Annotated in this window: 27 protein-coding genes, 2 tRNA genes, 1 other RNA gene and 1 pseudogene; 17 read left to right on the forward strand and 14 right to left on the reverse strand. The window is 72.5% G+C overall.

The features are described from left to right. Positions 1–30: 30 nt before the first annotated feature. Positions 31–129, reverse strand: an RNA gene (gene ffs, locus ACZ7H1_RS11300) — signal recognition particle sRNA small type. A 96-nt stretch (positions 130–225) separates the two neighbouring features. On the opposite strand from ffs, the gene ACZ7H1_RS11305 reads away from it, so the two are divergent. After that, a tRNA-Ser gene (locus ACZ7H1_RS11305) sits at positions 226–313 on the forward strand. 86 nt (positions 314–399) lie between these two features. On the opposite strand, the gene ACZ7H1_RS11310 is transcribed toward ACZ7H1_RS11305, so the two are convergent. Continuing rightward, positions 400–756, reverse strand: a complete 357-nt coding sequence (locus ACZ7H1_RS11310) for an SHOCT domain-containing protein (RefSeq protein WP_470785944.1) — start codon at positions 754–756, stop codon at positions 400–402. A gap of 130 nt (positions 757–886) precedes the next feature. Then, positions 887–2,095, reverse strand: a complete 1,209-nt coding sequence (locus tag ACZ7H1_RS11315) for an MFS transporter (protein WP_470785650.1) — start codon at positions 2,093–2,095, stop codon at positions 887–889. 85 nt (positions 2,096–2,180) lie between these two features. On the opposite strand from ACZ7H1_RS11315, the gene ACZ7H1_RS11320 reads away from it, so the two are divergent. Continuing rightward, positions 2,181–3,176 (forward strand): ArsR/SmtB family transcription factor, encoded by a 996-nt coding sequence (locus ACZ7H1_RS11320; RefSeq protein ID WP_470785652.1) that lies wholly within the window; start codon positions 2,181–2,183, stop codon positions 3,174–3,176. A 47-nt stretch (positions 3,177–3,223) separates the two neighbouring features. Here ACZ7H1_RS11320 and ACZ7H1_RS11325 read toward each other — a convergent pair whose 3' ends face one another. Both ACZ7H1_RS11325 and ACZ7H1_RS11330 read right to left on the reverse strand, forming a co-directional pair. Next, positions 3,224–4,273 (reverse strand): YncE family protein, encoded by a 1,050-nt coding sequence (locus ACZ7H1_RS11325; RefSeq protein WP_470785654.1) that lies wholly within the window; start codon positions 4,271–4,273, stop codon positions 3,224–3,226. Between the two features lie 110 nt (positions 4,274–4,383). Further along, a complete protein-coding gene (locus tag ACZ7H1_RS11330) occupies positions 4,384–5,187 on the reverse strand; it encodes a VOC family protein (RefSeq protein WP_470785655.1) in 804 nt (267 codons plus the stop codon). A gap of 133 nt (positions 5,188–5,320) precedes the next feature. Between ACZ7H1_RS11330 and ACZ7H1_RS11335 the strand changes: the two genes are divergently transcribed. Both ACZ7H1_RS11335 and opcA read left to right on the forward strand, forming a co-directional pair. Continuing rightward, positions 5,321–5,920: an HhH-GPD-type base excision DNA repair protein gene (locus ACZ7H1_RS11335; RefSeq protein ID WP_470785657.1), complete on the forward strand. Its 600-nt coding sequence runs from the start codon at positions 5,321–5,323 to the stop codon at positions 5,918–5,920. 55 nt (positions 5,921–5,975) lie between these two features. After that, positions 5,976–6,923: a glucose-6-phosphate dehydrogenase assembly protein OpcA gene (gene opcA / locus ACZ7H1_RS11340; RefSeq protein ID WP_470785658.1), complete on the forward strand. Its 948-nt coding sequence runs from the start codon at positions 5,976–5,978 to the stop codon at positions 6,921–6,923. Here the strand turns inward: opcA and ACZ7H1_RS11345 are convergent. Continuing rightward, positions 6,857–7,384, reverse strand: a complete 528-nt coding sequence (locus ACZ7H1_RS11345; RefSeq protein ID WP_470785660.1) for a cupin domain-containing protein — start codon at positions 7,382–7,384, stop codon at positions 6,857–6,859. The two genes, opcA and ACZ7H1_RS11345, sit on opposite strands and share 67 nt — an antisense overlap. 77 nt (positions 7,385–7,461) lie before the next feature. Then, on the reverse strand, positions 7,462–9,057 hold the full coding sequence (locus tag ACZ7H1_RS11350; RefSeq protein ID WP_470785661.1) for a helicase HerA-like domain-containing protein: 1,596 nt from the start codon (positions 9,055–9,057) through the stop codon (positions 7,462–7,464). Positions 9,058–9,145: 88 nt separating this feature from the next. On the opposite strand from ACZ7H1_RS11350, the gene ACZ7H1_RS11355 reads away from it, so the two are divergent. Continuing rightward, the gene (locus ACZ7H1_RS11355; protein ID WP_352197793.1) at positions 9,146–9,442 is read left to right on the forward strand and encodes a type II toxin-antitoxin system VapB family antitoxin; all 297 of its coding nucleotides are present in this window, start codon (positions 9,146–9,148) and stop codon (positions 9,440–9,442) included. 80 nt (positions 9,443–9,522) lie between these two features. Further along, positions 9,523–10,170 (forward strand): LytR C-terminal domain-containing protein, encoded by a 648-nt coding sequence (locus ACZ7H1_RS11360; protein ID WP_470785664.1) that lies wholly within the window; start codon positions 9,523–9,525, stop codon positions 10,168–10,170. 52 nt (positions 10,171–10,222) lie between these two features. Here the strand turns inward: ACZ7H1_RS11360 and upp are convergent, their stop codons facing one another. Continuing rightward, positions 10,223–10,858 carry a uracil phosphoribosyltransferase gene (gene upp / locus ACZ7H1_RS11365; RefSeq protein ID WP_470785666.1) on the reverse strand — a complete coding sequence of 212 codons (636 nt, stop codon included), beginning with the start codon at positions 10,856–10,858 and terminating at the stop codon, positions 10,223–10,225. Positions 10,859–10,985: 127 nt separating this feature from the next. On the opposite strand from upp, the gene ACZ7H1_RS11370 reads away from it, so the two are divergent. The 9 genes from ACZ7H1_RS11370 (at position 10,986) to ACZ7H1_RS11410 (ending at position 16,661) form a co-directional block, all read left to right on the forward strand. Further along, positions 10,986–11,204: a hypothetical protein gene (locus ACZ7H1_RS11370; RefSeq protein WP_470785668.1), complete on the forward strand. Its 219-nt coding sequence runs from the start codon at positions 10,986–10,988 to the stop codon at positions 11,202–11,204. A gap of 239 nt (positions 11,205–11,443) precedes the next feature. Next, entirely contained in the window at positions 11,444–12,001 is a 558-nt protein-coding gene (locus ACZ7H1_RS11375; RefSeq protein ID WP_470785945.1) for a tRNA adenosine deaminase-associated protein, read from the forward strand. Positions 12,002–12,057: 56 nt separating this feature from the next. Beyond that, positions 12,058–12,486, forward strand: coding sequence for a tRNA adenosine(34) deaminase TadA (tadA, locus tag ACZ7H1_RS11380; RefSeq protein ID WP_470785947.1), 429 nt, complete (start codon positions 12,058–12,060; stop codon positions 12,484–12,486). A 91-nt stretch (positions 12,487–12,577) separates the two neighbouring features. Next, a tRNA-Ser gene (locus tag ACZ7H1_RS11385) sits at positions 12,578–12,664 on the forward strand. Positions 12,665–12,708: 44 nt separating this feature from the next. Then, the gene (locus tag ACZ7H1_RS11390) at positions 12,709–13,035 is read left to right on the forward strand and encodes a hypothetical protein (RefSeq protein WP_470785669.1); all 327 of its coding nucleotides are present in this window, start codon (positions 12,709–12,711) and stop codon (positions 13,033–13,035) included. A gap of 365 nt (positions 13,036–13,400) precedes the next feature. Beyond that, positions 13,401–13,562: a hypothetical protein gene (locus ACZ7H1_RS11395; protein ID WP_470785966.1), complete on the forward strand. Its 162-nt coding sequence runs from the start codon at positions 13,401–13,403 to the stop codon at positions 13,560–13,562. Positions 13,563–13,759: 197 nt separating this feature from the next. Beyond that, complete coding sequence (locus ACZ7H1_RS11400) at positions 13,760–14,602, forward strand: RNA polymerase sigma factor SigF (protein ID WP_470785670.1); 843 nt, start codon at positions 13,760–13,762, stop codon at positions 14,600–14,602. A gap of 220 nt (positions 14,603–14,822) precedes the next feature. Then, a complete protein-coding gene (locus tag ACZ7H1_RS11405) occupies positions 14,823–15,662 on the forward strand; it encodes an RNA polymerase sigma factor SigF (RefSeq protein ID WP_470785671.1) in 840 nt (279 codons plus the stop codon). A gap of 57 nt (positions 15,663–15,719) precedes the next feature. Then, entirely contained in the window at positions 15,720–16,661 is a 942-nt protein-coding gene (locus tag ACZ7H1_RS11410) for a hypothetical protein (RefSeq protein ID WP_470785673.1), read from the forward strand. A 24-nt stretch (positions 16,662–16,685) separates the two neighbouring features. Here the strand turns inward: ACZ7H1_RS11410 and ACZ7H1_RS11415 are convergent, their stop codons facing one another. Continuing rightward, complete coding sequence (locus ACZ7H1_RS11415; RefSeq protein ID WP_470785675.1) at positions 16,686–16,883, reverse strand: hypothetical protein; 198 nt, start codon at positions 16,881–16,883, stop codon at positions 16,686–16,688. Positions 16,884–16,982: 99 nt separating this feature from the next. Here ACZ7H1_RS11415 and ACZ7H1_RS11420 point away from each other — a divergent pair, with 99 nt between their 5' ends. Then, positions 16,983–17,399, forward strand: coding sequence for a MarR family winged helix-turn-helix transcriptional regulator (locus tag ACZ7H1_RS11420; RefSeq protein WP_470785677.1), 417 nt, complete (start codon positions 16,983–16,985; stop codon positions 17,397–17,399). Between the two features lie 98 nt (positions 17,400–17,497). Continuing rightward, a pseudogene (locus ACZ7H1_RS11425) lies at positions 17,498–19,039 on the forward strand (MDR family MFS transporter); the annotation flags it as partial. Here ACZ7H1_RS11425 and ACZ7H1_RS11430 read toward each other — a convergent pair. From ACZ7H1_RS11430 to ACZ7H1_RS11450, 5 genes are all read right to left on the reverse strand, one after another. Next, positions 19,032–19,658, reverse strand: a complete 627-nt coding sequence (locus ACZ7H1_RS11430) for a TetR/AcrR family transcriptional regulator (protein WP_470785679.1) — start codon at positions 19,656–19,658, stop codon at positions 19,032–19,034. The pseudogene ACZ7H1_RS11425 and the gene ACZ7H1_RS11430 sit on opposite strands and share 8 nt — an antisense overlap. Before the next feature lie 92 nt (positions 19,659–19,750). Continuing rightward, a complete protein-coding gene (locus tag ACZ7H1_RS11435) occupies positions 19,751–21,871 on the reverse strand; it encodes an ArnT family glycosyltransferase (protein WP_470785680.1) in 2,121 nt (706 codons plus the stop codon). Further along, entirely contained in the window at positions 21,868–23,142 is a 1,275-nt protein-coding gene (locus ACZ7H1_RS11440) for a bifunctional glycosyltransferase family 2/GtrA family protein (RefSeq protein ID WP_470785682.1), read from the reverse strand. Before ACZ7H1_RS11440 ends, ACZ7H1_RS11435 begins: the two co-directional genes overlap by 4 nt. A 25-nt stretch (positions 23,143–23,167) precedes the next feature. Further along, positions 23,168–24,706 (reverse strand): ATP-binding protein, encoded by a 1,539-nt coding sequence (locus tag ACZ7H1_RS11445; protein ID WP_470785684.1) that lies wholly within the window; start codon positions 24,704–24,706, stop codon positions 23,168–23,170. Continuing rightward, entirely contained in the window at positions 24,707–25,492 is a 786-nt protein-coding gene (locus ACZ7H1_RS11450; RefSeq protein ID WP_470785685.1) for a response regulator transcription factor, read from the reverse strand. Between the last annotated feature and the right edge of the window lie 109 nt (positions 25,493–25,601).

A 25,601-nucleotide genomic window follows, 5' to 3' on the forward strand; every position in this document is an offset into this window, starting at 1 on the left:
TCCGGGCCCACCGACAACGGCTGCCGCCAAACGCAAAGCGCCCCCCACGCACCCGCCAGAGCCCACTTACCCTTGCTGCCTTCCGGCCCTGGGGGAGTTGGGTGAGATAGCGCCACGTGAGGGGCTGGCCCCAGCGTAGCGGATGAAACCCCCGGGGATCGAGCCCGCCCCCTCGACGGGAGACGTGTTCGCGAGCACCCCTCAACGTCTTGTATTGTTTGCGGCGGAGGATTCGCCTAGTGGCCTAGGGCGCACGCTTGGAAAGCGTGTTGGGGGCAACCCCTCACGAGTTCGAATCTCGTATCCTCCGCCAGTGCCTCACCGGGCACTTGAAGACCCCGACCGGGAAACCGGCCGGGGTCTTCTGCGTATCGGGGGCGGCGGGTGCCCCCGCGGGGGTCAGGCGAGGAGTTTGGCCTTCGCGCGGTCGAACTCCTCCTGGGTCAGGTCGCCCTTGTCCTTGAGTGCCGAGAGCTTGTGCAGCTCGTCCGCCGGTCCGCCGGGCTCGTCGGCCGCCGCCTTGCGCACGTACTGGCGGAAGGCCGCTTCGTGCTCCTTGGCCTGCTTCACGTCGCGTTCGGTCATGCTCCGTCCGCGGACGATCAGGTAGACGAGGACTCCGATGTAGGGCAGCAGGAGCACCAGGACCAGCCAGCCCGCCTTGGCCCAGCCGTTCATGCTGTGGTCACGGAAGATGTCCGAGATCACCTTGAACAGCAGGAACAGCCACATCACCCACAGGAAGAACCACAGCATCGTCCAGAAGAGCTCGAGCAACGGGTAGTCGTCGTCCACGGTCCGCTCCGATCGTGATGATCGCCTTACTCCCTTGATACCGGCGCTCCGCCCGGCCCGCATCCGGAGCGGGGCGCCCGCCCCGGGGGGTTCAGGCCGCCAGGGCGTGCGTCAGACGGCGGCCGACGGCGTGGCGCAGGGCCATGAGGGCGGCGGCGCAGCCGAGGCCCGCGACGAGCGCCGTCCACCACAGGAACTCCGGGCCGGCGCCGGTGTAGACGGTCACGCCCAGCGTGAGGGCCGCGAAGCGGGCGACGCCCCAGGTCCAGCTGAAGGCGCCCTGGTAGCGGCCGCGGGCGTGCGCCGGGGCGAGGTTCGCGACCACCGCCGCGCCGATGCCGGCCACGACCACCTCGCCCACCGACCACACCACCACCGACAGCGCATACCCCGCGATGCCGTCCGCCAGGCCCGTCAGCGCCACGCCGACCGCGATCAGGACGCTGCCCGCGCCGTGCACCGGGAGCTGCGGCAGATGCGCGAGGCGGGCCGTGGCGAACGGCTGGACGACGACGACCAGGACGGCGTTGACCGCGGCCATGGCCCCGTACACGGCGGGCGACAGGCCGCTGTCGTGGACGGCCATCGGCAGGGCCACCTCGGTCAGCGAGTAGACGAAGAGCTGGATCCCGAAGAGCGGCAGCAGGGCGAGCATGAGCCGGTCGCGGAAGACCACGCCGTAGCCGGTGCCGGCGGCTTCGCCCGCCTCCGGCTCCGGACGCCCCGCGGGGCGCGGGTCGCGCAGCCGGGTGGCGACCACGGCCGCGTAGACCAGCATGCTCGCCGCGTCGACCGCGAAGAGCAGCCAGTACCCGTGCGCGGCCAGGAAGCCGCCCAGGACGCCCGCCACGGCCGTGCCGATGTTGACGCCCCAGCCGAGCAGGGCGTACGCGCGCTGCCGGCGCTCCGCGTCCACGGCGTCGGCCATAAGGGCGTACGCGGCCGGGTTGACCATCGCGCCCGCCGCGCTGATCAGCAGCGCCGCGGCGGCCATCGTGGCCACCCCCGGCGCCACGAACAGCGCGCCCTGCGCCGCGGCGGCCCCGGTCAGCCCGATCAGCATCGTCGGGCGGCGGCCGATCCGGTCGGCGAGCAGCCCGCCGAGCGCCGGTCCGAGGAGGTGGCCGGCGCCCAGGGCGCCGAGGACGTACGAGGTCTGGGTGCCCGTCACCCCGCGCGAGGCGAGGAAGAACACCAGGAAGGGCGTCACCAGATAGCCGAGCCGGTTGACGATCGTGCCGGCGAAGACGGTCCAGACGACGGACGGAAGGCCGCGGAAGGTGGCAGACGTGGGAGACATGCGAGGAGACTGCGGGCAGAGCCGCCCGGGTACCCATTGATTAAGCTCAGGCCGAATCCTCGGAACGGACACCTGGAGGCCGTGGATGGACGCGGGACTGAGCTTCACCGCGGCGGACCTGGCGCAGACGCGCTTCGCGGTCTCCCCGATGTGGGAGGTCGTGACCAGCTTCCGGCTGCTGCGCGACCCCGCCGAGTCGCCCCTGCACCGCCGGTGGGCCGCGCAGGTCCGCGCCCGGACGGCCGCCGCCGGGCTGGACGCGGGCTGGCTGGCGGTGCTGATCCCGCCCCACGGCTATCTCGCCGACTTCCTCAATCCGACGCCCGCGACGCCCTTCCCGGAGCTCGGGGCGGAGCTGGCGGCGATCCGCCGCAGCAGCCCCGGGCAGGTGCGGACCGACCTGGACATGCTCGCCGCCGACGTGCCGGGCCTCGGCCGGTCCGCCCGCTTCCGGCTGCTGTACGCGGCGCCCGAGGAGGCGCTGGTGAAGGTGACCGAGGAGATCGAGGCGTACTGGGAGCTCGCCCTCGCGCCCTACTGGGGGCGCATCCGGCAGCTGCTCGAGGCCGACGTCTTCCACCGGGCCCGGCAGGTGGCCGAGCACGGTTCCGCGCACGTCCTCAACGAGCTGCACGAGTCCGTCCGCTGGGACGACGGCACCCTGACGCTCGTACGCCGCCAGTGCGGGCTGCGCCGCGGCCAGCCGGGCTCCGGGATGCTGCTCGTCCCCTCGGCCTTCGTGTGGCCGCGGGTGCTGACCCGCTCGGTGTCCCCCGAGCCGCCGCAGCTCGCGTACCCGGCCCGCGGGACCGGCACCCTGTGGGAGCCGCGGACCACCGAGGCGGCGGAGGCGGTGGCGGCGGTCCTCGGCCGCTCCCGGGCACTGCTGCTGGCCGAACTGGACACGCCGGCCTCGACCACCCAGCTGGCCCGGCTCTGCGGCCTGTCCGCCGCCGGGGTCTCCCAGCACCTCACGGCGCTGCGCAACGCCGGCCTGGTCACCGCCCATCGCAGCGGCCGGTCGGTGCTCTACGCCCGTACGACCGTCGCGGACGCCCTGCTCGCCCCGGCGGCCGGCTGACCTGCGGGAAGGGGCGGCGGTCTGCGCGGTCTTCTCGGTCGGCGCCGTCACAGCACCGCGATGCCGAGCGGGCGGGCGCCCGCCGGAAGCCTGCGGGTGGCCCCCGAGTCCAGGTCGACGACGGTGATGCCGTTCCAGTGGCCGTCGCGGGTGTGGCCGCCGGTGACGTAGGCGGTGCGTCCGTCGGGCGAGACGGCGACGTCCTCGTGCGGGCCGCCGAGCGCGATGAGCCGCTCCCGCCCGTCGGGGCTGCGGACGGTGAGGGAGGCGCCGCGGTCCTCGGAGGGGTCGATGGGGCCCGTACCGACGACCAGGAGGCGGCCGTCCGCGGTGGCCACGGCGCCGTGCTGGTGGGTGTTCGCGGTCATCCGCTCGACCTGCGTACGGCCGGTGCGCGGGTCGACGACGGCGAGCCGCTCGCCCTCGAAGGGCAGGAGCAGGCGGCCGTCGGAGGGGCGCACGACGGCGTAGTGCGGCTTGAGCCAGGAGCCGAGACCGCCCTCGGTGCCGTACGGGGCGACCTCGATCCGGCGCGGCGCCTCCCCCACGGTCCGCGGCCCGGTTGCCGGGACCACGGTCACGTCGAAGGAGTCGTGGCCGGTCACGTACACCTCGGAGCCGTCCCGGGACACGTCCACGTCGAACGGGCGGCGGCCCACCGGGACGGTTCCGGTGACCTCTCGGCGGGCGGTGTCGACGACCTCCAGGACGCCGTTGCGGCCGGGGACGTTGACGCCCACGTACGCCCGGCTGCCGTCGGGCGCGAGCGCGATGCCCATGCCGCCGCCGCGGTACTCGCCGCTGGTCACGGGGCCGACGGCCAGTCCGTACGGCGCCGTGCCCACCTCGACGGAGGCGACGGTGCCGCGGGCCGGGTCGGCGAAGCTGACGGTGTCGGAGCCGAAGTCGGCGAGGAGCAGGGTGCCACCGGGCGTCTTCGCGGTGCGGGGGAGCCCGGGAGCGGCAGGGGCGGCGGAGGCCGCGCCGCGGTCGCGGTCGGCACCCCCGGCCGGGCCTTCTCCGGCGCAGCCGGTGACGAGCGCGGCCAGGGCGGCACAGCCGGCGAGCAGGCGCAGGGGCCTCGCGGTCCTCTTCACGTCTCCATCGTCGGGCGCCCCCGCCCCGGCGGGGTCATCCGATCGGCCGACCCGGCGGCACCACCCTGCCGGCTGCCGGCTGCCGCGGGGCATCCGCCGCCGCGTACGGCCTACGCGTCCGCCATCGACGGCATGTCGCCGACGGTGTTCGACAGGTCGATGACGGAGAAGTTCGCCCCCTGCGGGTCGGTCAGCGCGGCGAACCGGCCGAAGGGGCTGTCCATCGGGCCGAACTGCAGCTTCGCCCCGCGGTCCGTGGCCCGCTTCACCGCCGCGTCGCAGTCGTCGACGCCGAAGTACACGCTGATGTACGGCGGGATGTCCGGCGGGAAGTCCCGGTCCATCACCATCCGGCCGAGGACCATGTTGTCCTTGTCGCCGCCGACGCTGAAGACCTTGAAGTCCATCGAGTCGTCTTCCATCTTCTGCGCGCTCATCGGGAAGACCTTGGGCAGGAACGCGTCTACCTTGTCCGGATCGCGGGTGAAGACTTCGGCCCAGACGAACGCGCCCGTTTCGCCGATCTTCTCGAAGCCCCTGTGGTCACCGGCCTGCCAGACTCCGAAGACCGCGCCGCTCGGCTCCTTGCCGAGCATCATGGAGCCGAACGGACCGACCTGCATCGGCTCCATCAGCACCTCGCCGCCGGCCGCCTTCACCTTCTCCGCCGTCTTGGTGACGTCGGACGAGGAGAAGTACAGGCACCAGGCGGACTGGCCCTCCGCTCCCGGCATCGGGGGGACCACGGCGGCGACCGCCTTGCCCTCCGAGTAGGCCTGCGTGTAGTTGCCGTACTCGGTCGCGCTCTCGCCGAAGGTCCAGCCGAGCACGTCACCGTAGAAACCCTTCGCACCCTCGACGTCCGAGAACGCGGCGTCGATCCAGCACGGGGCGCCTTCCGGGAAATCAGGCATGATCATGACTCCGTCACTCCGTCACTCCGACTCGGTCGCTTCGATCTTTTCGATCGCTTCGTCCCGGTTTCACACGCTAGCCATCCCGCGCGCCCCCCGCGCGCGGAAGGCCCCGCGTCCCGACCATGGAGTCATGGAGCACACGAAGGGCACCGCCCTGCACCTGGCACAGCAGCCCGAGGCCGACGAGCTGCTCGGCCGCAGCCCGCTCGCCGCCCTGGTCGGGATGCTGCTCGACCAGCAGGTCCCCATGGAGTGGGCGTTCTCGGGCCCGTACACGATCGCCCGGCGGCTCGGGGCGGACGACCTCGACGCGCACGCCATCGCCGCGCACGACCCGGAGGCCTTCGCGGCGCTGCTGTCGGAGAAGCCGGCCGTGCACCGCTATCCGGGCTCGATGGCCAAACGGATCCAGCAACTCTGCGAGTACCTCGTGGAGCACTACGACGGGGACGCGAGCGCGGTGTGGACGGGCGTGACCACCGGCGCCGAGCTGCTCGCACGGCTGGAGGAGCTGCCGGGGTTCGGGAAGCAGAAGGCCCAGATCTTCCTGGCGCTGCTCGGAAAGCAGCTGGGCGTACGGCCGCGCGGCTGGCGGACCGCAGCCGGGGCGTACGGCGAGGACGGCAGCTACCGCTCGGCCGCCGACATCACCGGGCCCGAGTCGCTGGCGAAGGTACGGGCGTACAAACAGGAGGCGAAGCGGGCCGCGAAGGAAGTGAAGGCGAAGTAGCCGGAATCCCGACCCGAATGCGGGCAGGCCCCCCGCCCTGGGAGACTCGATCATCATGAAGACCGAACTCACGGACACGACGTCCAGCAAGGTCAACGCCGCCCTGCTCGAGGCCCGCCGCGCCATCGGAAGCCCCACGATGGGCATGGTCCTCACGCTGTTGGTGGTCACCGACGAGGAGAACGCCTACGACGCGGTCAAAGCCGCGTCCGAGGCCTCGCGCGAGCACCCGTGCCGCATCATCGCCGTGATCAAGCGGCACGCGCGGGCGCACCGCAGGCTCACCCAGACCCGCCTCGACGCCGAGCTGCGGGTCGGTTCGGACGCCGGCACCGGCGAGATCATCCTGCTGCGGCTGCACGGCGAGCTGACCTCGCAGGCCGGTCCCGTGGTCCTGCCGCTGCTGCTGCCCGACGCGCCCGTCGTGGCCTGGTGGCCCGCCGACTCCCCGGCCGACGTCGCCACGGACGCCCTGGGCGCCCTCGCGCAGCGGCGGATCACCGACGCGTACGCCTCCCTCGACCCGCTCGCGGAGCTGGACCACCGGACGGCTTCGTACGCGCCCGGCGACACCGACCTGGCCTGGACCCGGCTGACGCCGTGGCGTTCGCTGCTCGCGGCCGCGCTCGACCAGAAGGCGGTCGCGGTGACCGGGGCGGCCGTCGAGAGCGAGACCGACAACCCGAGCGCCGAGCTGCTGGCCTGCTGGCTGGAGGACCGGCTGGAGGTGCCCGTGGAGCGCGTGGTCACGGCCGGACCTGTGATCACGCGGGTACGGCTGCTCACCGCGGGCGGGGAGATAACGGTCGACCGGCCGTCGGGCGCGCTCGCCACCCTGGGCGTACCGGGGCAGCCGGACCGGCGGGTCGCGCTGAAGATCCGCTCCACGGCCGAGCTGATCGCCGAGGAACTGCGGCGGCTGACGGCCGACGAGATCTACGCGTCGGCGCTGCGCCGGCGGTCGCGCCAGGCGACGGCGGCGGGCTCGGCCGCGTCGAGGTAGTGGTTGTCGTACTGCTCGGAGGAGTCCCGGATGTCCTGGAACGTCGCGTCACCGGCGTTCACCCGGCCGAGCAGGCGGTAGTAGTCGAAGCGGTCCATGCCGGGGGTGAAGCCGACGAACACCTCGGCGCCGGTGCCCGGAGCCGGGGCGAAGGCGTGCGGGGTGCCCGGCGGCACGGCGAGGAAGTCGCCCTTCCCGAGGGTCAGGACCTCCTCGCCGACCAGCACGTCCAGGCGGCCGGCGGTGACGAAGAAGAACTCCGTCGCGCGGGTGTGGAAGTGGACGGGCGCCCCGGTCGCACCCTCCTCGAAGCACGCGGTGTTGCACGTCAGGGCGTTGCCGGTGGTGGGGGAATCGGCCAGCAGGGTGATCAGGCTGCCCGGGGCGTCGTACATGGCCTCGGCGGTGGCGGCGCGGGTGAGGTGGGGCTGCTGCGTCCGGGTGCTGTTCTTCTCGCTCATGAAGATCAATCTACGGGGTGCACTGACCTGCCACAGGGGCCATTCCGGCCCCTTGATCACCGGTCAATTGAAGCCGGTCAGCGTCTGCGCCGGGCCGTTCCGAAGATCGAACGGGAGATCTCGCGGCCCAGCTGGGTCCCGATCGAGCGCGCCAGCGAGCGGAAGATCCCGCTGCCCGCCACCTGCTGCGCCAGCGACTCGTCCCGGGGCGCGGCCTTCGCCGCCTTCGCCGCCTCCTTCGCGTCCTTCTCCGCCTGCTTCCCGGCTTCCGCGGCGGCGGCCGCGGCCTCGGCGGCGGCCTCCGCGGCCGCCTGCCCGGCGCTGATCTTCTCGTAGGCCGACTCCCGGTCCACCGCCTCCGCGTAACGGGAGTACAGCAGCGATCCCTTCACCGCCCGGTCCAGCGCGGCCGGCTCGATCGGCCCCATCAGGGACTGCGGCGCCCGCAGCCGGGTCGCGGCCACCGGGGTCGGGGCGCCCTTCTCGCTCAGCACGGTGACCACCGCCTCGCCGGTGCCCAGCTGGGTCAGCAGCTCCTCCAGGTCGTAGTCGGAGTGCGGGAAGGTCCGTACCGTCGCCTTGAGGGCCTTGGCGTCGTCGGGGGTGAAGGCCCGCAGCGCGTGCTGGACGCGGTTGCCGAGCTGCGCCAGCACGTCGGCCGGCACGTCCTTCGGGGTCTGGGTGACGAAGAAGACGCCGATGCCCTTGGAGCGGATCAGGCGGACGGTCTGCGTGACGGCGTCCAGGAAGGCCTTCGACGCGCCGTTGAAGAGCAGGTGCGCCTCGTCGAAGAAGAAGACCAGCTTGGGCCGGTCGAGGTCGCCCACCTCCGGCAGGTCGTTGAACAGGTCCGCCAGCAGCCACATCAGGAAGGTGGAGAAGAGCTGCGGCTTGTCCTGCACCGCGGGCAGCTCCAGGACCGAGACCAGACCGCGTCCGTCCGGCGCCGTCCGCAGCAATTCGCCCGTATCGAATTCCGGCTCGCCGAAGAATTCCGCCGCGCCCTGTTGTTCGAAGGCCGTCAGCGCCCGCAGGATCACCCCCGCGGTGACCGTGGAAAGGCCGCCGATTCCCTTCAGCTCCTGCTTTCCCCGGTCGGACACGAGAAAGGCGGCCACGGCCCGCAGGTCTTTGAGGTCGATCAGTTCCAGGCCCTTGGAGTCGGCGTAATGGAAGATCAGCCCGAGGGACTGCTCCTGGGTCTGGTTGAGCTGGAGCACCTTCGACATCAGCACCGGGCCGAAGCTCGTGACCGTGGCGCGCAGCGGGATGCCGGGGCCGATGCCGCCCAGCGAGTAGAACTCGGCCGGGCAGCCGGTGGCCTGCCACTCCTGCGCCACGTCCTGCGCCCGCGCGGTCACCTTGTCGTTGGCGGCGCCGGGCGCGGAGATGCCCGAGACGTCCCCTTTGATGTCGGCGAGGAAGACCGGGACGCCCTGCGCCGACAGCTGCTCCGCGATCAGCTGGAGCGTCTTCGTCTTGCCGGTGCCGGTGGCGCCGGCCACAAGTCCGTGACGATTGAGCATCGACAGCGGAATGCGCACCTGACGGTCCGACAGGCATACGCCGTCCCAGATAAGTGCACCCAGATCGAGTGCGGGGCCGGTGAAGGCGTAACCCGCCGCGATCTTGTCAACGGCGGGCTGCGCGGCTGAGGGGGTGGTTCCCGTCATGTATCACTCCCGAATTGGCGCTATTTCTCACCTTTGCACCCGCGCACCGAGGCTGCGCCCGCAGCCGCTGGCCCGGTAGGCTTTCCGTGTGATCTTCAAGCGCATCGGAAACGGGCGGCCCTATCCCGACCACGGCCGGGAAAGCGTCCGGGCTTGGGCGGATGTCGCGCCCCGCCCGGTCCGGCTCGACCAGCTCGTGACCACCAAGGGACAGCTGGACCTCGAAACGCTGCTCGCCGAGGACTCCACCTTCTACGGCGACCTCTTCGCGCACGTCGTGAAGTGGCAGGGCGACCTCTACCTGGAAGACGGGCTGCACCGCGCCGTGCGCGCGGCCCTGCAGCAGCGCCAGGTACTGCACGCGCGCGTTCTCGAACTGGGCTGATTGCGCCTTTCGGGTCGGCCCTGGGCTATTCATAGATCATTTAGTAGGCATCGCCACCGGGCCGCACTACGCTGCGCCCCATGAGCATGCTCACTCCCCCAGGCATGGGCGGAAAGTACCGCGTCACGGGGACCGCCTACCCCCGCATGCGCCGCCCCCGCCGCCGCCGGATCGTGCTCGCGGTACTCGGCTCGGTCCTCGCACTCGGCCTGCTCGGCTACGGGACGCTGCAGCTCATCGGCGTGTTCCGGGGCGGCAGCGAGAAGCGGACCACCGCCGGGCACAAAGCCGGCTGCGTCCAGGGCGCCAAGGGCAGACCCGCGGCCGCCGCGACTCCCGCTCCCCCGGTGCGCGCCCTCCCCAAACCGGGCCAGATCACGGTCAACGTCTACAACGCGACCCCGCGCAGCGGACTGGCCAAGTCGGTCGGCGACGAGCTCAAGAAGCGCGGCTTCCGCATCGGCAAGGTCGGCAACGCCCCGGTCACCTTCGACAAGAAGGTCGCCGGCACCGGGATACTGCTCGGCTCGCCCAGGACCGACACGGCGCTGTTCCAGGTGCTCGGCACCCAGCTGGCCGGCGTCACCCGGCAGACCGACGCGCGCGAGACCGCGGACGTCGACCTGATCCTGGGCACGGCCTTCAAGCAGCTCAACAGAAAGGAGGACGCGGACAAGGCCCTGGCCGCACTGGCCAAGCCCGCTCCCGCGCCCTCCCCGAAGTGCTGAGGCCGCGCCGCCCCGGACCACCGGGGCGCCGTGCGGCCGAGGATGACGGTGCCTACTCCGCCGAGCCGTACATGCGGTCGCCCGCGTCGCCGAGGCCCGGAACGATGTAGCCGTGCTCGTTGAGCCGCTCGTCGACGGCCGCCGTCACGACGGTCACCGGCGTGCCCGCGAGCTCGCGCTCCATGACCTCGACGCCCTCCGGTGCGGCCAGCAGCACCACGGCGGTCACATCGTCCGCGCCGCGCTTGATCAGCTCCTGGATCGCCGCGACGAGGGTGCCGCCGGTCGCCAGCATCGGGTCGACGACGTACACCTGGCGGCCGGAGAGGTCCTCCGGCATGCGGGTCGCGTACGTGGAGGCCTCGAGGGTTTCCTCGTTGCGGACCATGCCCAGGAAGCCCACCTCGGCGGTCGGCAGCAGCCGGACCATGCCGTCGAGCATGCCCAGGCCCGCGCGCAGGATCGGCACGACCAGCGGGCGCGGGTGCGACAGCTTCACGCCGGTGGTCGGGCCGACCGGGGTCTCGATGTCGGCCTGCTCGGTGCGCACGTCCCGGGTGGCCTCGTACGCGAGCAGGGTGACCAGCTCGTCGGCGAGCCGCCGGAAGGTCGGGGAGTCGGTGCGCTTGTCGCGCAGCGTGGTGAGTTTGTGCGCCACCAGCGGGTGGTCGACGACATGGATCCGCATGGACCCAACAGTAACCGGGGAAGCCCGGGCGGATGGCCCTCGGCACTGGCATCAACGGGCCTGTACGGGGGAAGGTGGGGACAGGGGTCTCCACGCGCCGCGGGGAGGACGACGGAACCAGCCTGGGGTGGTGGCGCCGATGCCCGACGACCGGCCGGGATTCACAAACGAAGATCCGGAACCACCGGCTGCACCGGAAGAGACGGCGGCGCAGCGCAGGCAGCGGCGCGCCCAGTTCCTGCGCGACCTGAACGAAGCGCGCGAGCTGCGGGAACGGGTCCAGCCGCGGCGCGCCCGGGCCGCCCGGATGCGCCAGCAGATGCGGATGCGCACCTTCCGTTGGTGAGCAGCGCTGCCCGCAGACCGCCCGGAGCCCCCCGGCGGCCCCCCTGCGACCCCCCGGAAACGCGCCGACGTGCACGGCACGGCACGACGCAAGCGCGGAAGACCTCTCGCAAAGCCGCTGTTTCTGCCACGATGCCGATGGGGCGGGGCACGAAACGGCTGGCAAGCCGTTCCACCTCCCCCAACCTCCGGCCGGGGGGACCCCCAACCGGCACGCCTATGACCAGTGGGAGAGTCACGGTGTACTTCGCCGCACTGCTCGCGCGCACCGAAGACGGGTGGGAAGCGAGCGACACGGATCTCGACGACGTCGAGACGCTGTCCGATCTGACCGAACTGGCCCGTGATGCCTCGGCCGACGAGGACACTGTTCTCGTCTTCATCGAGCAGGAGGACACCTGGTTCGGCATCGTCCGCGTGGACGGTGAGGAGGACCCCCGCATCTACCTGTCGGACGCCTCGGCCGCGGCCCGCAGTTCGTACGGGGAGATCCTGCTCACCGACGAACTGCTCGGCCGCGACCCGGGCTCCGACGACGACCTGGAGGAGCTCGTCGACCTCGACGGCACGGAGGACGGCGAACCCGAACCGGCCGCCGGCTTCGAGGACGACGAGGACGGGCTGGACTCCGACCCCGACACGGCGGCCGAGACCGTGCCGTCCGGGCCGATCGGGGACCTGCTGATCCTCGCCGACCTGGGTCTGTCGCAGCAGGACCTGCTGGCGCTGAGTTCGGACGCCCTCGGCGAGATCGCCGACGCGCTCGGCGCCTCCGAGGTCCTGGAGGCCGTCCGCTAGTGAGCACCCCGCACCACCCGGCGCAGGATCCCGTACGGGACCCGTGGCGGGCGCCCATGCGCCGGGCGCTGGACGAGGCCGCGCAGGCGGCACTGACCGGGGACGTACCGGTCGGTGCCGTCCTGCTGGCCGAGGACGGCACCGTGCTCGCCACCGGGCACAACGAACGCGAACTGACCGGCGACCCCACGGCGCACGCCGAGGTCCTGGCGATCCGCCGGGCCGCGGCGGCGCGCGGGGAGTGGCGGCTGACGGGGTGCACGCTCGTGGTGACCCTGGAGCCGTGCGTGATGTGCGCGGGCGCGCTCGTCCAGTCCCGGGTGGCCCGGGTGGTGTACGGGGCCGCGGACGAGAAGGCCGGGGCCGCGGGATCTCTCTGGGACCTCGTACGGGACCGGCGGCTCAACCACCGGCCCGAGGTGGTCCAGGGCGTGCTGGCGAACGAGTGCGCCGACCAGCTGACGGCGTTCTTCCGCACCTTGTGAAGGACGCGCCGGGGACCTTGTGAGCGAGCTCGCAGGGCGACCCGCACAACGGATTTCAGAGCACGGCCTCCCGTGGGCTAAGCTCTCTCTCGGTAGCGTGTCCGAGCGGCCTAAGGAGCACGCCTCGAAAGCGTGTGAGGGGGCAACTCCTCCGTGGGTTCAAATCCCACCGCTACCGCTCTTGACGAGAGCCCCGGTTCGTACGAACCGGGGCTCTCGTGCATGCCCGCCGTGACCGGCCGGGCGCTCGGCCGTTGTCACGGCATGACCAAGACCCAGCGCCTCCTCGCCGCCGTCGCCCTCGCCGGCGCTGCCGCGGGCTTCGCCGCCCCCGCCGCGTCCGCGGCCCCCGTCGCCCCGCTGCCGGTGGAGGACCTCCTCCCGGCCGCGGCGCCCGACATGCCGGCGGCCGCCCAGCCCGGCCTCAAGCAGCTCGAGGGGCTCAACAAGCTGAACGAACTGAACCAGCTGATGGCGCTGCCCGACCAGCTCGACCCCGTCCTCGCGCCCGTCGCCCCCGTGCTGGGCCTGGCCGGCGCCATCCAGTAGCCCGCCCCGGACGCGGCGAAGGCCCCGACCGGGGGTCGGGGCCTTCGCACGCGGGGACGGGGGAAACGGCATCGGGGGGACAAGCCGTTTCCCCCGATGAGAACGGACCTACCAGCCCGGGCCGCAGTCAGGGGGGAAGCTTGCGGCCCGGACCCCGCAGTGAGGTCCTGTCCCTCCGCCCTCCGGTTTCCTGCCAGAACCGGCGGGCTCATGGACAATCCTGCGCCCCCCACCCCCTCGGAAGGAGCGGCAAAGGGCCCGGACCACCGGGTCATTGGTCCTTAAAGGCCGGGTGAGGGTCTCCACCGGACCGGATAGACTCACGCGACGTGGCGTGGACCGGCAGGGGAGGCCGAAAACCGATCATGGACACCAAGAAGGTCGCTACGGGCGCGCTCGTCATCTTCGTGCTCTACACGATCATCACCCAGCCGGCCAAGGCGGCCGATTTCGTCCAGATAGGTTTCCAGGGCATCTCTGACGCGGCCCAGGGCATTGGCGAGTTCATGACCGAACTGGTGCGCTGACCCCGTACGCTGAAGCGGTTTCCGACCTTCCGGCCTCCCATCCGACGGATGGGGGGCCTTCTGTGTTTCCGGCCTTTTCATGTCCAACTTGCCCTCAACACGGCGATATACGGTGCTTGCACACAGTGCACATGTCTTGTGATGCTATGACCGCTTTTGATGGATGAGTTGACTGACCATGAAGGGGTGGCGTGACCGTGCCGGCCAGTACAGCGCCTCAGGTGCCGCCCCAGCAGGACGAACCTCCCGCAGCAAGCCTCCCGGCCCGCCCGCAGAGCAGGGGCGCGGACACCCGGGCCCTGACCCAGGTGCTCTTCGGCGAGCTGAAGGACCTCCAGCCGGGCACCAGCGAGCACAGCCGCGTGCGCGGGGCCCTCATCGAGGCGAACCTCCCGCTCGTGCGGTACGCGGCGGCCCGCTTCCGCAGCCGCAACGAGCCCATGGAGGACGTGGTCCAGGTCGGCACGATCGGGCTCATCAACGCCATCGACCGCTTCGACCCCGACCGCGGGGTGCAGTTCCCGACCTTCGCCATGCCGACCGTCGTGGGCGAGATCAAGCGGTACTTCCGCGACAACGTCCGCACGGTCCACGTGCCGCGCCGGCTGCACGAGCTGTGGGTCCAGGTCAACGCGGCCACCGAGGACCTCACCACGGCCCACGGAAGGACCCCCACGACCCCGGAGATCGCCGAGCGGCTGCGGATCTCCGAGGACGAGGTCCTGTCCTGCATCGAGGCCGGACGCTCGTACCACGCAACCTCGTTGGAGGCGGCCCAGGAGGGTGACGGGATGCCCGGCCTGCTGGACCGGCTGGGCTACGAGGACCCCGAGCTCGTCGGGGTCGAGCACCGGGACCTGGTACGCCATCTGCTCGTCCAGCTCCCCGAGCGCGAGCAGCGGATCCTGCTCCTGCGCTACTACAACAACCTGACGCAGTCCCAGATCAGCGCGGAGCTCGGGGTCTCGCAGATGCACGTCTCCCGGCTGCTCGCGCGGAGCTTCGCCAGGCTCCGATCCGCAAACAGGATCGAAGCGTAACGAGAAAGGGTGGAGATCACTCCGCCCGTTTCCCGACAGATCAGGCTCATTCCGCCCTGTCGCTGCACTGATATGTCGACTTGGCGCTACAGCGTGTTGCCGACATGTGACATTCTGCTGGAACCGCGTTTGCCGCAGCCCCGCCTCCGGTATTCAGGTGGAGGCTGCGTTCCTCCGACGGACGCGCCGACGCGACCGTCCGCGACCACAAGGGGGTGGCATGTCCGTAGAACAGGGCAGCTCCAAGGTGCTCACGCTCGTCAAGAGCGAGGCACCGGCAGTGCTCGACCGCTCGGAAGCCATCGACACCCGCACCCTCTCCCGCTCCCTGTTCCTCAGGCTCGCCGCCCTCGAGGCGGACAGTCCCGAACGGGCGTACGTACGCGACACCCTGATCGAGCTGAACCTCCCGCTCGTGCGGTACGCCGCGGCCCGCTTCCGCAGCCGCAACGAGCCCATGGAGGACATCGTCCAGGTCGGCACCATCGGCCTGATCAAGGCGATCGACCGGTTCGACTGCGAACGGGGCGTGGAGTTCCCGACGTTCGCGATGCCCACGGTCGTCGGAGAGATCAAGCGGTTCTTCCGGGACACGTCGTGGTCCGTGCGCGTCCCGCGCCGCCTCCAGGAGCTGCGCCTCGCCCTCACCAAGGCGAGCGACGAGCTGGCCCAGAAGCTGGACCGCTCGCCGACGGTCGCCGAACTGGCCGCGGTGCTCGGGGTGTCCGAGGAGGAGGTCGTCGACGGCCTCGCGGTCGGCAACGCCTACACCGCCTCCTCGCTCGACTCGCCCTCCCCGGAGGACGAGGGCGGCGAGGGTTCCCTCGCGGACCGGCTCGGGTACGAGGACACCGCGCTCGAGGGCGTCGAGTACCGCGAGTCCCTGAAGCCGCTCCTCGCCAAACTCCCGCCCCGGGAACGGCAGATCATCATGCTGCGCTTCTTCGCCAACATGACCCAGTCGCAGATCGGCGAGGAGGTCGGCATCTCGCAGATGCACGTCTCGCGCCTGCTGACCCGCACGCTGGCCCAGCTCCGGCAGGGCCTGATCGGCGACTGACGGGCGTACCGCGCTCGCCGTCTTCACAATTGACGGTGCGTCAGCAACACTGGCGCGATGCGAAGGGGACACCTGTACGCGGTGGCGGCCGCGCTGACTCTCGGCGCGGCCCTGACCGGGTGTGGCGGCGGCCCGGCGGGGTACGTCGCCGTGGGCGCGGCCGGTGCGGGCCCCGAGCGGGCGGCCGGCGAGCTCGCGGCGCCGCGCGGGAAGGTCGAAATCCAGCCGCTGCCGGGTCGGGGCACTCCGGGCACGGGCTCGGCTTCGGCCCCGGTGTCCCCGAGTCCCGAGAACCCGGCCGACCACGGCACAGCGACCGGCGCGGACGGCGCGAGCGGCTCCTCCGGCGGCACCGGAGGCGGCACGTCCGGCACCACCGGCTCGGGAGGTACGGGCTCCGGCGGCTCCGGGACAACGGGCGGCAGCACCTCCACGGGCACGTCCGGCGGCAGCACGGGCGGTACGGCGGGCACGGGAAGCACCGGCGGCTCCGGCAGTACCGGCAGCCCAGGCGGTTCCGGCACGACGGGGAGCACGGGCGGTACGGCGAGCGGCGGAAGCGCGGGTGGTACGGGCGGCACGGGCGGGAGCGCAGGCGGCAGCACGGGCGGTGGCGGCACGGCCGGTGCGGGTACCGGCGGGGCCGGCTCCTCGGGCGGCGGCAGCGTCCCCACGCCCACCCCGCGCCCGGCACCCGCGAAGCTCACCCTGGGCACCCCTGAGCGCTCCGCCGCCGACCGCCGCTGGTGCGAGAACGTGACCGTCCCCTTCCGCAACACCGGTGGCACCGCGGTGCGTTCGGGCACGGTGGACTTCGCGACGCACATCATCGGAGCGCTCGGCGTGGACTGGGCGACGATCCATTCGACCCAGCCGCTGCCCGCCCCGGTCGCCGCGCGCTCGGAGAAGAAGAAGACCTACCTCGTGTGCGTCGAAGCCTGGCGGGTGCCGCTGGGCATGCACATCGAGACCCGCGAGGTCACCGCCGACTGGAAGTGACCGGGGGCGACCCCGCGGGAGAGCTCACGCGAGCGCGAGCCAGGCGACGGCTCCGAGGACGGCGATGACCGCCACGATGCCGATGATGAGGCCGACACGGGGGCCGGACTGCTGTGCCGCCGCCGGGCGGCTCGGCTCGCCCTCGTCGACGAAGGCGCGGAACATCTGCGTGCTGCCCGCGGGGTCGTAGTTGCCCTCGGGGCCCGGGGTGTTGTGTGCCATGGCGGGACCCTAACGTTTTTTACCCGGCTTTACCGCCCCCCGGTCCAATTCGTTTGCCTGTAACAACCAACCGCTTCTATGGTTGCCCTAAGCAACAAGATGGGGGCGCCCGTGTACGAGGAACTGGCCCGTCAGCTCTCGGCCGTCGGTGTGGTCAAGCGCGAGCTGGGCCGCACGCTCCCGCCGGACTGCCCGCCCGGCCCGGCCGCCGTCCTGACCGTGCTCGACCGGTACGGGGAGATGCGGCTCAGCCGGCTCTCCGAGCTGCTCGCCGTCGACATGTCCGTGACCAGCCGGCACGTGGCGCACGTCGCCGAGCGCGGCTGGATCGAGCGCGCGGCCGACCCCGGCGACGGCCGCTGCCGCATCCTGCGGCTCACCCCGGCCGGCCGGGACCTGCTCGCCGGGCTCAGCGCCCGTTACTCGGCCGCGCTCGGACGGGCGCTTGCCGACTGGTCCGACGACGACGTCGGCACGCTCACCGCCCTGCTGGCCCGACTCCGATCGAGCTTCTGACCCACGCACCGAACGACCGAAGGACACCCATGGCCACATCCACACCCACCGGTGTGCGGGACGGCAGCCGCTCGCAGACCACGTCCGACAGCACGCCCATGACCCACCGGCAGATCATGGAGGCGCTCTCCGGGCTGATGCTCGGCATGTTCGTGGCGATCCTGTCCTCCACGATCGTCTCCAACGCGCTTCCGCAGATCATCAGCGATCTCGGCGGCACCCAGTCCTCCTACACCTGGGTGGTCACCGCCGCCCTGCTGTCGATGACCGCCGCCACCCCCCTGTGGGGCAAGCTCGCCGACCTCTTCAGCAAGAAGCTGCTCGTCCAGATCTCCCTGGTCATCTACGTCCTCGGCTCGGTCGTGGCCGGGCTCTCCCAGAACACCGGCACCCTCATCGCCTGCCGCGTGGTCCAGGGCATCGGCGTCGGCGGGCTCTCCGCCCTCGCCCAGATCGTCATGGCCGCGATGATCTCCCCGCGCGAGCGCGGCCGGTACAGCGGCTACCTCGGCGCCGTCTTCGCCGTCGCGACGGTCGGCGGCCCGCTGCTCGGCGGTGTCATCACCGACACCGACTGGCTGGGCTGGCGCTGGTGCTTCTACGTCGGCGTGCCCTTCGCCGTGATCGCACTGATCGTGCTCCAGCGGACCCTGAACCTGCCCGTGGTGCGGCGGGAGGTGAAGGTCGACTGGGCGGGCGCGTTCTTCATCTCCGCCGCCGTCTCGCTGCTGCTGGTCTGGGTCACGCAGGCAGGCGACTCGTACGGCTGGATCTCCTGGCAGACCTGGGCGATGACCGGCGGGGCGGTGCTGCTCGGCCTGGTCTTCGTCTACGTGGAGTCCCGGGCGAGCGACCCGATCATCCCGCTGCGGCTGTTCCGCAACCCGACCATCACCCTGGCGTCCGCGGCCTCGCTGTTCGTCGGCATCGCGATGTTCTCGGGGACGGTCTTCTTCAGCCAGTACTTCCAGCTGGCCCGCAACGAATCCCCGACGATGTCCGGCGTCCTGACCATCCCCATGATCGGTGGGCTCTTCGTCTCCTCGACCGTCTCCGGCCAGATCATCACGAAGACCGGCCGCTGGAAGGCCTGGCTGGTCTCCGGCGGTGTCCTGCTGACCGCGGGCCTGGGCCTGCTCGGCACGCTGCGCCACGACACGGAGTACTGGCACATCGCCGTCTTCATGGGCCTCACCGGGCTCGGCCTCGGCATGATGATGCAGAACCTCGTCCTCGCCACCCAGAACCAGGTGGACCCCGAGGACCTCGGCGCGGCCAGTTCCGTGGTGACCTTCTTCCGCTCCCTCGGCGGCGCGATGGGCGTCTCCGCGCTCGGTGCGGTGATGGCGAGCCGCGTCACCCACTACGTCGAGGACGGGCTGACCGCGCTCGGGCCCAAGGCCGCCGCACTGGGCCACGGCGGCACGGGCGGAGGCGGAATCCCCCACCTGGACGAGCTGCCCCCACCCTTCCGCGAGGTGGTCGAGTCCGCGTACGGGCACGGCGTCGGCGACGTCTTCCTCTACGCCGCTCCCACCGCGCTGCTCGCACTGGTGCTGGTCGTCTTCATCAAGGAGGTCGCCCTGAAGTCGAAGCCGGCCGCCGGGGCGCCCGCAGCGTCTGCGGCGTCCGCTAGCGACTGACGCCCGCGGCCTGGGCCTCGATGCCGGCGACCAGGACCCCCAGGGCGAAGTGGAAATCGCCCTCCGGGGCCTGGCGTCCGGTACCGCAGCCGTGCAGGAACTGGGAGACGGCGAGGTGCGCCCCGGTCCGGCAGGGGGCGGGCAGCCCGGTGGCGGCCAGCACCCCCTGCAGCGAGGCGTCGAAGGCCCGGCCGTGCGGCCCGATGTTGGGGTACTCCGCGGCCAGCGCGGACACCCACGGATGGGCGTCCAGCAGTCTGCGGTAGCCGCCGGCCAGGTCCCGGAGCCGGCCGGGCCAGCCGGCCGGGCCGGTGTCGGCGGGCAGCGGGCACTCGCCGAGGGCCGCGTCGAGGGCCAGCTCGAGCAGGTCGTCCTTGGTGGCGACGTACCAGTACAGGGACATCGCGGTGACGCCCAGCCCGGCGGCCAGGCGGCGCATCGAGAACCGGGCCAGCCCCTCGGCGTCGAGCAGCCGGACCGCGGCCGCCGTGATCTTCACCCGGTCGAGGCCGGCGGGCTGCTCGCTGCGGCGTCTCGTTCCGTGGGCCCGGGGCGCGAGCCACACGCTGGTGCGCGCGGAGCCGTCGGTCTTCGCGGGGTCGGCAGCAGTCACCATGAGGCACCCTCTGTCATCCGGCGGGGCGGACGGCCCGGAATGCCCGGTCCGCCCCCTTGATGCTAGAGGGTGCCTCAGATGTGCGGGGACGTTCAGGACTTCGGGGCCGTCAGGTCGTAGAGGGTGGTCCCGCCGGCCGTGGTCGCCGTGAAGTTCTCCTCGACCCAGGACGCGATGGCCGCGCTCGTACCGGCGCCCGAGCGGCCGCCGGGCATCCCGCTGCCGCCGATGTAGTAGTGGATGCGGCCGTCCGCGACGTACTGCCGGAACTGCGCGAGGGTCGGGGAGGGGTCGCTGCCGTTGAACCCGCCGATCGGCATCACCGGCTGCCCGGTGGCCAGCTGGTAACTCGCGGCGTTCTGGGCTCCGGTGGTGGCCGCGGCCCAGGTGTACGTCCCCGCATCGGCGGTCAGCAGCCGCTGCGCCTCGGCGCTGACCCGGGCGCCGTTGAGCAGCCCGCCCATGCCGCCGCGGCCGCCTTCGCCGCCGCCGGCACCGGCACCCTGGGGACCACCGGAGGTCTGGCCGGGCGCCGCGCCCTGGGGCGGAGTGCCGCCGCCCGGACCGGCACCCCGACCGCCGTCCTGGCCGCCGCCGGGGCCGCCGCCGGGGCCCGCGCCCTGGCCGCCGTCGGGGCCGCCGCGCGGGAAGCCCGTACCGTTCTGACCGGCGCCTCCGGGCAGTTCGGCGCCCGGCGCCATCCGCATGCCGCGGCCGCCACCGGGGCCGCCGCCCGCCACCGCGGGACCGGCGGTGACGATCGAGCCGGAGTGGCCCTCGCTCACGGTCGTCAGGCAGTACGCGAGCGGTCCGGCCAGCGCCATGGCGAGGCCCAGCCCCGCGGCCCAGCGGGCAGACCGCCGGACCGGCAGACCGGCCGCGGCCACGAGTCCGGCCGCGAGCACGGCCCAGCGCAGCCACGGCAGATAGCCGTCGGCCCGGCCGAGCAGCACGTACGACCACACGGCAGTCAGCGCCACCGTGCCGGACAGGGTCAGCGCGGCGGACCGGCTGCCGCGCTCCTCCCACAGCACTGCGGCTCCCATGCCGGTCAGGGCGGCGAGGAAGGGCGCCAGCGCGACGGTGTAGTACTCGTGGAAGATGCCCTGCATGAAGCTGAACACCGCCATGGTGATCAGCAGGGCGCCACCCCAGGCCAGGAAGGCCGCGCGGGCCATGGACTCCAGCGAGTCGGTCGCGCGCCGGGCCCGCCGGGTCGTGACCAGGCCCGCCGCCAGCAGGACCAGCGCCGCCGGCAGCAGCCAGGAGATCTGGCCGCCGATGTTCGAGGCGAAGAGCCGGTCGATGCCGGTCTCGCCCCAGCCGCCCCCGCCCCCGCCGCCGCGGCCTCCGCCGCCGACGCTGCCGGTCTCGTTGCCGTTGATCCGGCCCAGGCCGTTGTAGCCGAGGGTGAGCTCCAGGAAGGAGTTGGTCTGCGATCCGCCGATGTACGGGCGCGAGGACGCGGGCCACAGCTCGACCACCGCGACCCACCAGCCTCCCGCGACCACCATGGCCAGACCCGCCGCGAGCAGCTGGCCGAGCCTGCGGCGCAGCCGGGTCGGGGCGCACAACGCGTACAGCACGGTGAGCGGCGGCAGGATCAGGAAGGCCTGGAGGGTCTTGGTGAGGAAGGCGAAGCCGACCGCCACGCCCGCCCACACCAGCCACCGGGTGTGCGCGCCCTCCAGGGCCCGCAGCACGCAGTACACGGTGACCGTCAGCAGCAGGGTGAGCAGGGCGTCCGGGTTGTTGAAGCGGAACATCAGCGCCGCGACCGGCGTGAGGGCGAAGGCGGCGCCCGCGATCAGCCCGGCGGCGGCTCCGAACTGCCGCTTGACGGAGGCGTACAGCACGGCGGCCGTGCCCACGCCCATCAGCACCTGAGGCACGAGGATCTGCCAGGAGCCGAGCCCGAACAGCCGGACCGACAGGGCCATCGGCCACAGCGCGGCCGGCGGCTTGTCCACGGTGATGGAGTTCCCGGCGTCGGAGGAGCCGAAGAAGAAGGCCTTCCAGCTCTCGCTGCCGGCCTGGACGGCGGCGGAGTAGAAGGAGTTCGCGTAGCCGGAAGCGCTGAGGTTCCACAGGTAGAGGACGGCGGTCCCGAGCAGCAGGGCGGCCAGCGCGGGCCGTTCCCAGCGGGTCCGGTCGGGTGCGGCGCACGGCGGAGCGGCCGCCGCGGGAGTGGGGGCAGGGGCTGCCGTGGTCATCGGGGGTCCTTCGGTTCGGTCGCACGGGACGGGCGGCGCTCGGGGAAGACCCAGGCGCGCAGGAGCAGGAAGCGCAGGACCGTCGCGGCGAGGTTCGCGGTGATCAGGACGGCGAGTTCGGAGCTGTGGCCGGGCTGTTCGGCGGCCGCGCCGAGGGCGGCGAGGGAGCCGCTGGTCAGGGCGAGTCCGATGGCGAAGACCACCAGGCCCTGGGCCTGGTGGCGCAGGACCCGTTCGCGGCCGCGCACCCCGAACGTCAGCCGCCGGTTGGCCGCGGTATTGGCGAGGGCGGAGAGCAGCAGGGCGGCGGCGTTGGCGGCCTGGGCGCCGGTGCCCAGCCGGAAGAGGGAGTAGAGGGCGAGGTAGCACAGCGTGGACAGGATGCCGACGGCGCAGAAGCCGACGAGCTGGCGCGCCAGGCCGCGCGGCACACCGGACAGGGCCCGGTCCCGGGGGTCGTCCCCGAAGGGCCGCGCGAGCCGGTCGAGCGGCAGTGCGCCGACGGCCAGGGCCCGGCCCACCCGCCACACTCCCTTGAGGTCCTCGGTGGCGGTGCGGACCAGGTGGACGGTGGAGTCGGGGTCGTCCACCCAGTCGACCGGCACCTCGTGGATGCGCAGTCCGGCGCGCTCGGCGAGCACGAGCATCTCGGTGTCGAAGAACCAGCCGGTGTCCTCGACGAGCGGCAGCAGCCGCTCTGCCACCTCGCACCGGATCGCCTTGAACCCGCACTGGGCGTCGCTGAAGCGGGCCGCCAGCGACGAGCGCAGGATCAGGTTGTAGGCGCGGGAGATGAACTCCCGCTTGGGTCCGCGGACGACACGGGACGAGCGGGCCAGCCGGGTGCCGATGGCCAGGTCGGAATGGCCGGAGATCAGCGGGGCGACCAGCGGGAGCAGGGCGTTGAGGTCGGTGGACAGGTCCACGTCCATGTAGGCGAGCACCGGGGCCTCGGACTGCGACCAGACCGTGCGCAGCGCCCGGCCGCGGCCCTTGAGCTCCAGCCGGTGGACCCGTACGCCGTCGAGTCCGGCGGCGAGCTCCGCCGCCACCTCGGGGGTGCGGTCGGTGCTGGCGTTGTCGGCGACGGTGATCCGGAAGGGGTACGGGAACGTGCGCGCGAGGTGCTGGTGCAGGCGGCGCACGCACGGGCCGAGGTCCCTTTCCTCGTTGTAGACGGGGATGACCACGTCCAGTACGGGGTCACCGGGCGCGGTGGCCGTTAGCGGCGCGCGGGCCGGAAGGGTCCCGGGGGAGGTGTCGGTTGGCATGCACCGACCCTCGGCGGCCGCGCTGTCACACCGGTGTGGTGCGCCTGTGCTCCGACTGTGAGGGCGCGGCCGCTCCCTGTGCCGCGGCCGGGAGCCGTACGGCGAACCGCGTGCAGCCGGGCCTGCCGGTCACTTCGGCCACGCCGCCGTGCGCGTGCACGACCGCCTCGACGATGGCCAGTCCGAGGCCGGTGGACCCGGCCTGGCGGGACCGGGAGGCGTCGCCGCGGGCGAAGCGCTCGAAGACGTGGGGGAGCAGGTCCGGCGGGATTCCGGGCCCGTTGTCCTCGATCTCGATGAGCACCGATTTCGTTTCACGTGAAACACGCGCGGTGACCACCGTGCCGGGCGGCGTGTGCGTGCGGGCGTTGGCGAGCAGGTTGACCAGCACCTGCTGGATCCGCGCCGGGTCGGCGTGCACCACGGCGGGGGAGTCGGGGAGCTCCAGGCGCCAGCGGTGGTCCTGTCCGGCGGCCCGGGCGTCGCTTACGGCGTCCACCACCAGCGGCACCAGGTCGGTGCGCTCGCGGGAGAGCGGCCGCCCGGCATCGAGGCGGGCGAGCAGCAGCAGGTCCTCGACCAGGCCGGTCATCCGGGTCGCCTCGGACTCGATGCGCCCCAGCGCGTGCCGGGTGTCGGGCCCGGTCTCCTCGCGGCCGCGCCGGGTCAGCTCCGCGTATCCGCGGATCGAGGCGAGCGGAGTGCGCAGTTCGTGGCTGGCGTCCGCGACGAACTGGCGGACGCGGGTCTCGCTCTCCTGGCGGGCGGTGAGCGCCGACGCCACGTGCCCCAGCATGCGGTTGAGGGCCGCGCCGACCTGCCCGACCTCGGTGCGCGGGTCGGCCTCCGTCTCCGGGACCCGCTCGTGCAGCGCGACCTCCCCGCTGTGCAGGGGGAGTTCGGAGACCCGGGTCGCCGTGGCCGCCACCCGCCGCAGCGGCTGGAGGGCGACCCCGACCAGCGCCTGCCCGGCGAGCCCTGCGGCGATGAGTCCCGCCGCGGTGACGCAGACCTCGACCAGGATCAGGGTGTTGACGGTGGACCGGACCCCCTCCAGCGGGAAGCCGATGAGGTAGCTGCCGTCCGGCGCGGCCCGCACCAGATAGCTGCCGAGATCCGGCAGGACGGCCTCCACCACGCCTTCGGCGGCCTCGGGGGCGACGTTGGCGAGCGCTTTCTGCTGGGCGCCGGTCAGCGGTACGCGGTTGCCGAAGTCCGGCCCGTCGGCCCGATCGCTGCGGGCTCCCGCCGTCACCCGGCCGTCGGGGCCGAGCCGTACCCCGACCGTGCCGAGCGGGGACCCCGGGGCCATGACGAATCCGAGGTCCTCGGGCGCGGCGCCGCCCTTGCCTCGGCCGCCCGGCGCGCGGGCGGCCATGTCCACGGAGATGACCAGCTGCTCGTCGAGCCGGTTCACGAGGTACGAGCGCAGCGCGAGGGTGGTGACGGTGCCGATGGCGGTGCCCACGACGGCGATCAGCGACACCGCGGACACCACCAGGCGGGTGCGCAGCGACCACGGCCGCCGCCCGGTCCCGCGCCCCGTACGAAGCCGGAAGGGCACCTACTCCCCCGGCTTGATCAGGTATCCGGCACCGCGCCGGGTGTGGATCATCGGGGTGCGCCCCGGGCCGCTCTCCAGCTTGCGGCGCAGGTAGGAGATGTAGAGCTCGACCACATTGGCCTGGCCTCCGAAGTCGTACGACCACACGCGGTCCAGGATCTGCGCCTTGCTCAGTACCCGGCGCGGATTGCGCATGAGGTAGCGCAGCAGCTCGAACTCCGTTGCGGTCAGGTGGATCTCCTGACCGCCCCGGGTGACCTCGTGGCTGTCCTCGTCGAGGGTAAGGTCGCCGACCACCAGCACCGAATCGCCGCGGGCGGCCGCGGCGGCGCCGGAGCGCCTGATCAGCCCGCGCAGCCGGGCGACGACCTCCTCCAGGCTGAACGGCTTGGTGACGTAGTCGTCGCCACCGGCCGTCAGCCCGGCGATCCGGTCCTCGACGGAGTCCTTCGCGGTCAGGAACAGCACGGGGACGTGCGGCAGCTCCCGGCGGATCCGGCCGAGCACCGACAGGCCGTCCATGTCGGGCAGCATGATGTCGAGGACGACCGCGTCCGGCCGGAAGGCCCGCGCCGCCCTGATGGCGCCCGCGCCGTCCCCGGCGCTGCGCACTTCGCAGCCCTCGTAGCGCAGGGCCATGGAGAGCAGCTCGGACAGCGAGGCCTCGTCGTCGACGACGAGCACCCGGCAGGGCCCGCCGTCGGGACGGACCAGGGCGGTCGGTGCGCCGGTCGCGGGGGCGGGCGCAGTCGCGGTCGTGTGCGTGGAAGCAGTCGTCGCGGTCATGGCTCCCACGCTGGCCGGATCCGCTGAGAGGCCTCTTGCCCTTTCCTGTGAATCTCCTGAGAAAGCCCCGCGGCACTGTCAGCTGCCTGCTGCCGACTGCCCAGCCGCC

It is taken from the genome of Streptomyces sp. NPDC037401, from assembly GCF_055602345.1.

Coding starts and splice junctions, on each gene's coding strand:
- ACZ7H1_RS11405 (WP_470785671.1), top strand. CDS start 14,823: ATGTCCGTAGAACAGGGCAGCTCCAAGGTGCTCACGCTCGTCAAGAGC.
- ACZ7H1_RS11430 (WP_470785679.1), bottom strand. CDS start 19,658: ATGGTGACTGCTGCCGACCCCGCGAAGACCGACGGCTCCGCGCGCACC.
- ACZ7H1_RS11360 (WP_470785664.1), top strand. CDS start 9,523: ATGAGCATGCTCACTCCCCCAGGCATGGGCGGAAAGTACCGCGTCACG.
- tadA (WP_470785947.1), top strand. CDS start 12,058: ATGCGCCGGGCGCTGGACGAGGCCGCGCAGGCGGCACTGACCGGGGAC.
- ACZ7H1_RS11345 (WP_470785660.1), bottom strand. CDS start 7,384: ATGAGCGAGAAGAACAGCACCCGGACGCAGCAGCCCCACCTCACCCGC.
- ACZ7H1_RS11310 (WP_470785944.1), bottom strand. CDS start 756: ATGCTGTGGTTCTTCCTGTGGGTGATGTGGCTGTTCCTGCTGTTCAAG.
- upp (WP_470785666.1), bottom strand. CDS start 10,858: ATGCGGATCCATGTCGTCGACCACCCGCTGGTGGCGCACAAACTCACC.
- ACZ7H1_RS11440 (WP_470785682.1), bottom strand. CDS start 23,142: ATGCCAACCGACACCTCCCCCGGGACCCTTCCGGCCCGCGCGCCGCTA.
- ACZ7H1_RS11420 (WP_470785677.1), top strand. CDS start 16,983: ATGGGGGCGCCCGTGTACGAGGAACTGGCCCGTCAGCTCTCGGCCGTC.
- ACZ7H1_RS11415 (WP_470785675.1), bottom strand. CDS start 16,883: ATGGCACACAACACCCCGGGCCCCGAGGGCAACTACGACCCCGCGGGC.
- ACZ7H1_RS11410 (WP_470785673.1), top strand. CDS start 15,720: ATGCGAAGGGGACACCTGTACGCGGTGGCGGCCGCGCTGACTCTCGGC.
- ACZ7H1_RS11330 (WP_470785655.1), bottom strand. CDS start 5,187: ATGCCTGATTTCCCGGAAGGCGCCCCGTGCTGGATCGACGCCGCGTTC.
- ACZ7H1_RS11435 (WP_470785680.1), bottom strand. CDS start 21,871: ATGACCACGGCAGCCCCTGCCCCCACTCCCGCGGCGGCCGCTCCGCCG.
- ACZ7H1_RS11320 (WP_470785652.1), top strand. CDS start 2,181: ATGGACGCGGGACTGAGCTTCACCGCGGCGGACCTGGCGCAGACGCGC.
- ACZ7H1_RS11315 (WP_470785650.1), bottom strand. CDS start 2,095: ATGTCTCCCACGTCTGCCACCTTCCGCGGCCTTCCGTCCGTCGTCTGG.
- ACZ7H1_RS11335 (WP_470785657.1), top strand. CDS start 5,321: ATGGAGCACACGAAGGGCACCGCCCTGCACCTGGCACAGCAGCCCGAG.
- opcA (WP_470785658.1), top strand. CDS start 5,976: ATGAAGACCGAACTCACGGACACGACGTCCAGCAAGGTCAACGCCGCC.
- ACZ7H1_RS11390 (WP_470785669.1), top strand. CDS start 12,709: ATGCCCGCCGTGACCGGCCGGGCGCTCGGCCGTTGTCACGGCATGACC.
- ACZ7H1_RS11395 (WP_470785966.1), top strand. CDS start 13,401: ATGGACACCAAGAAGGTCGCTACGGGCGCGCTCGTCATCTTCGTGCTC.
- ACZ7H1_RS11350 (WP_470785661.1), bottom strand. CDS start 9,057: ATGACGGGAACCACCCCCTCAGCCGCGCAGCCCGCCGTTGACAAGATC.
- ACZ7H1_RS11450 (WP_470785685.1), bottom strand. CDS start 25,492: ATGACCGCGACGACTGCTTCCACGCACACGACCGCGACTGCGCCCGCC.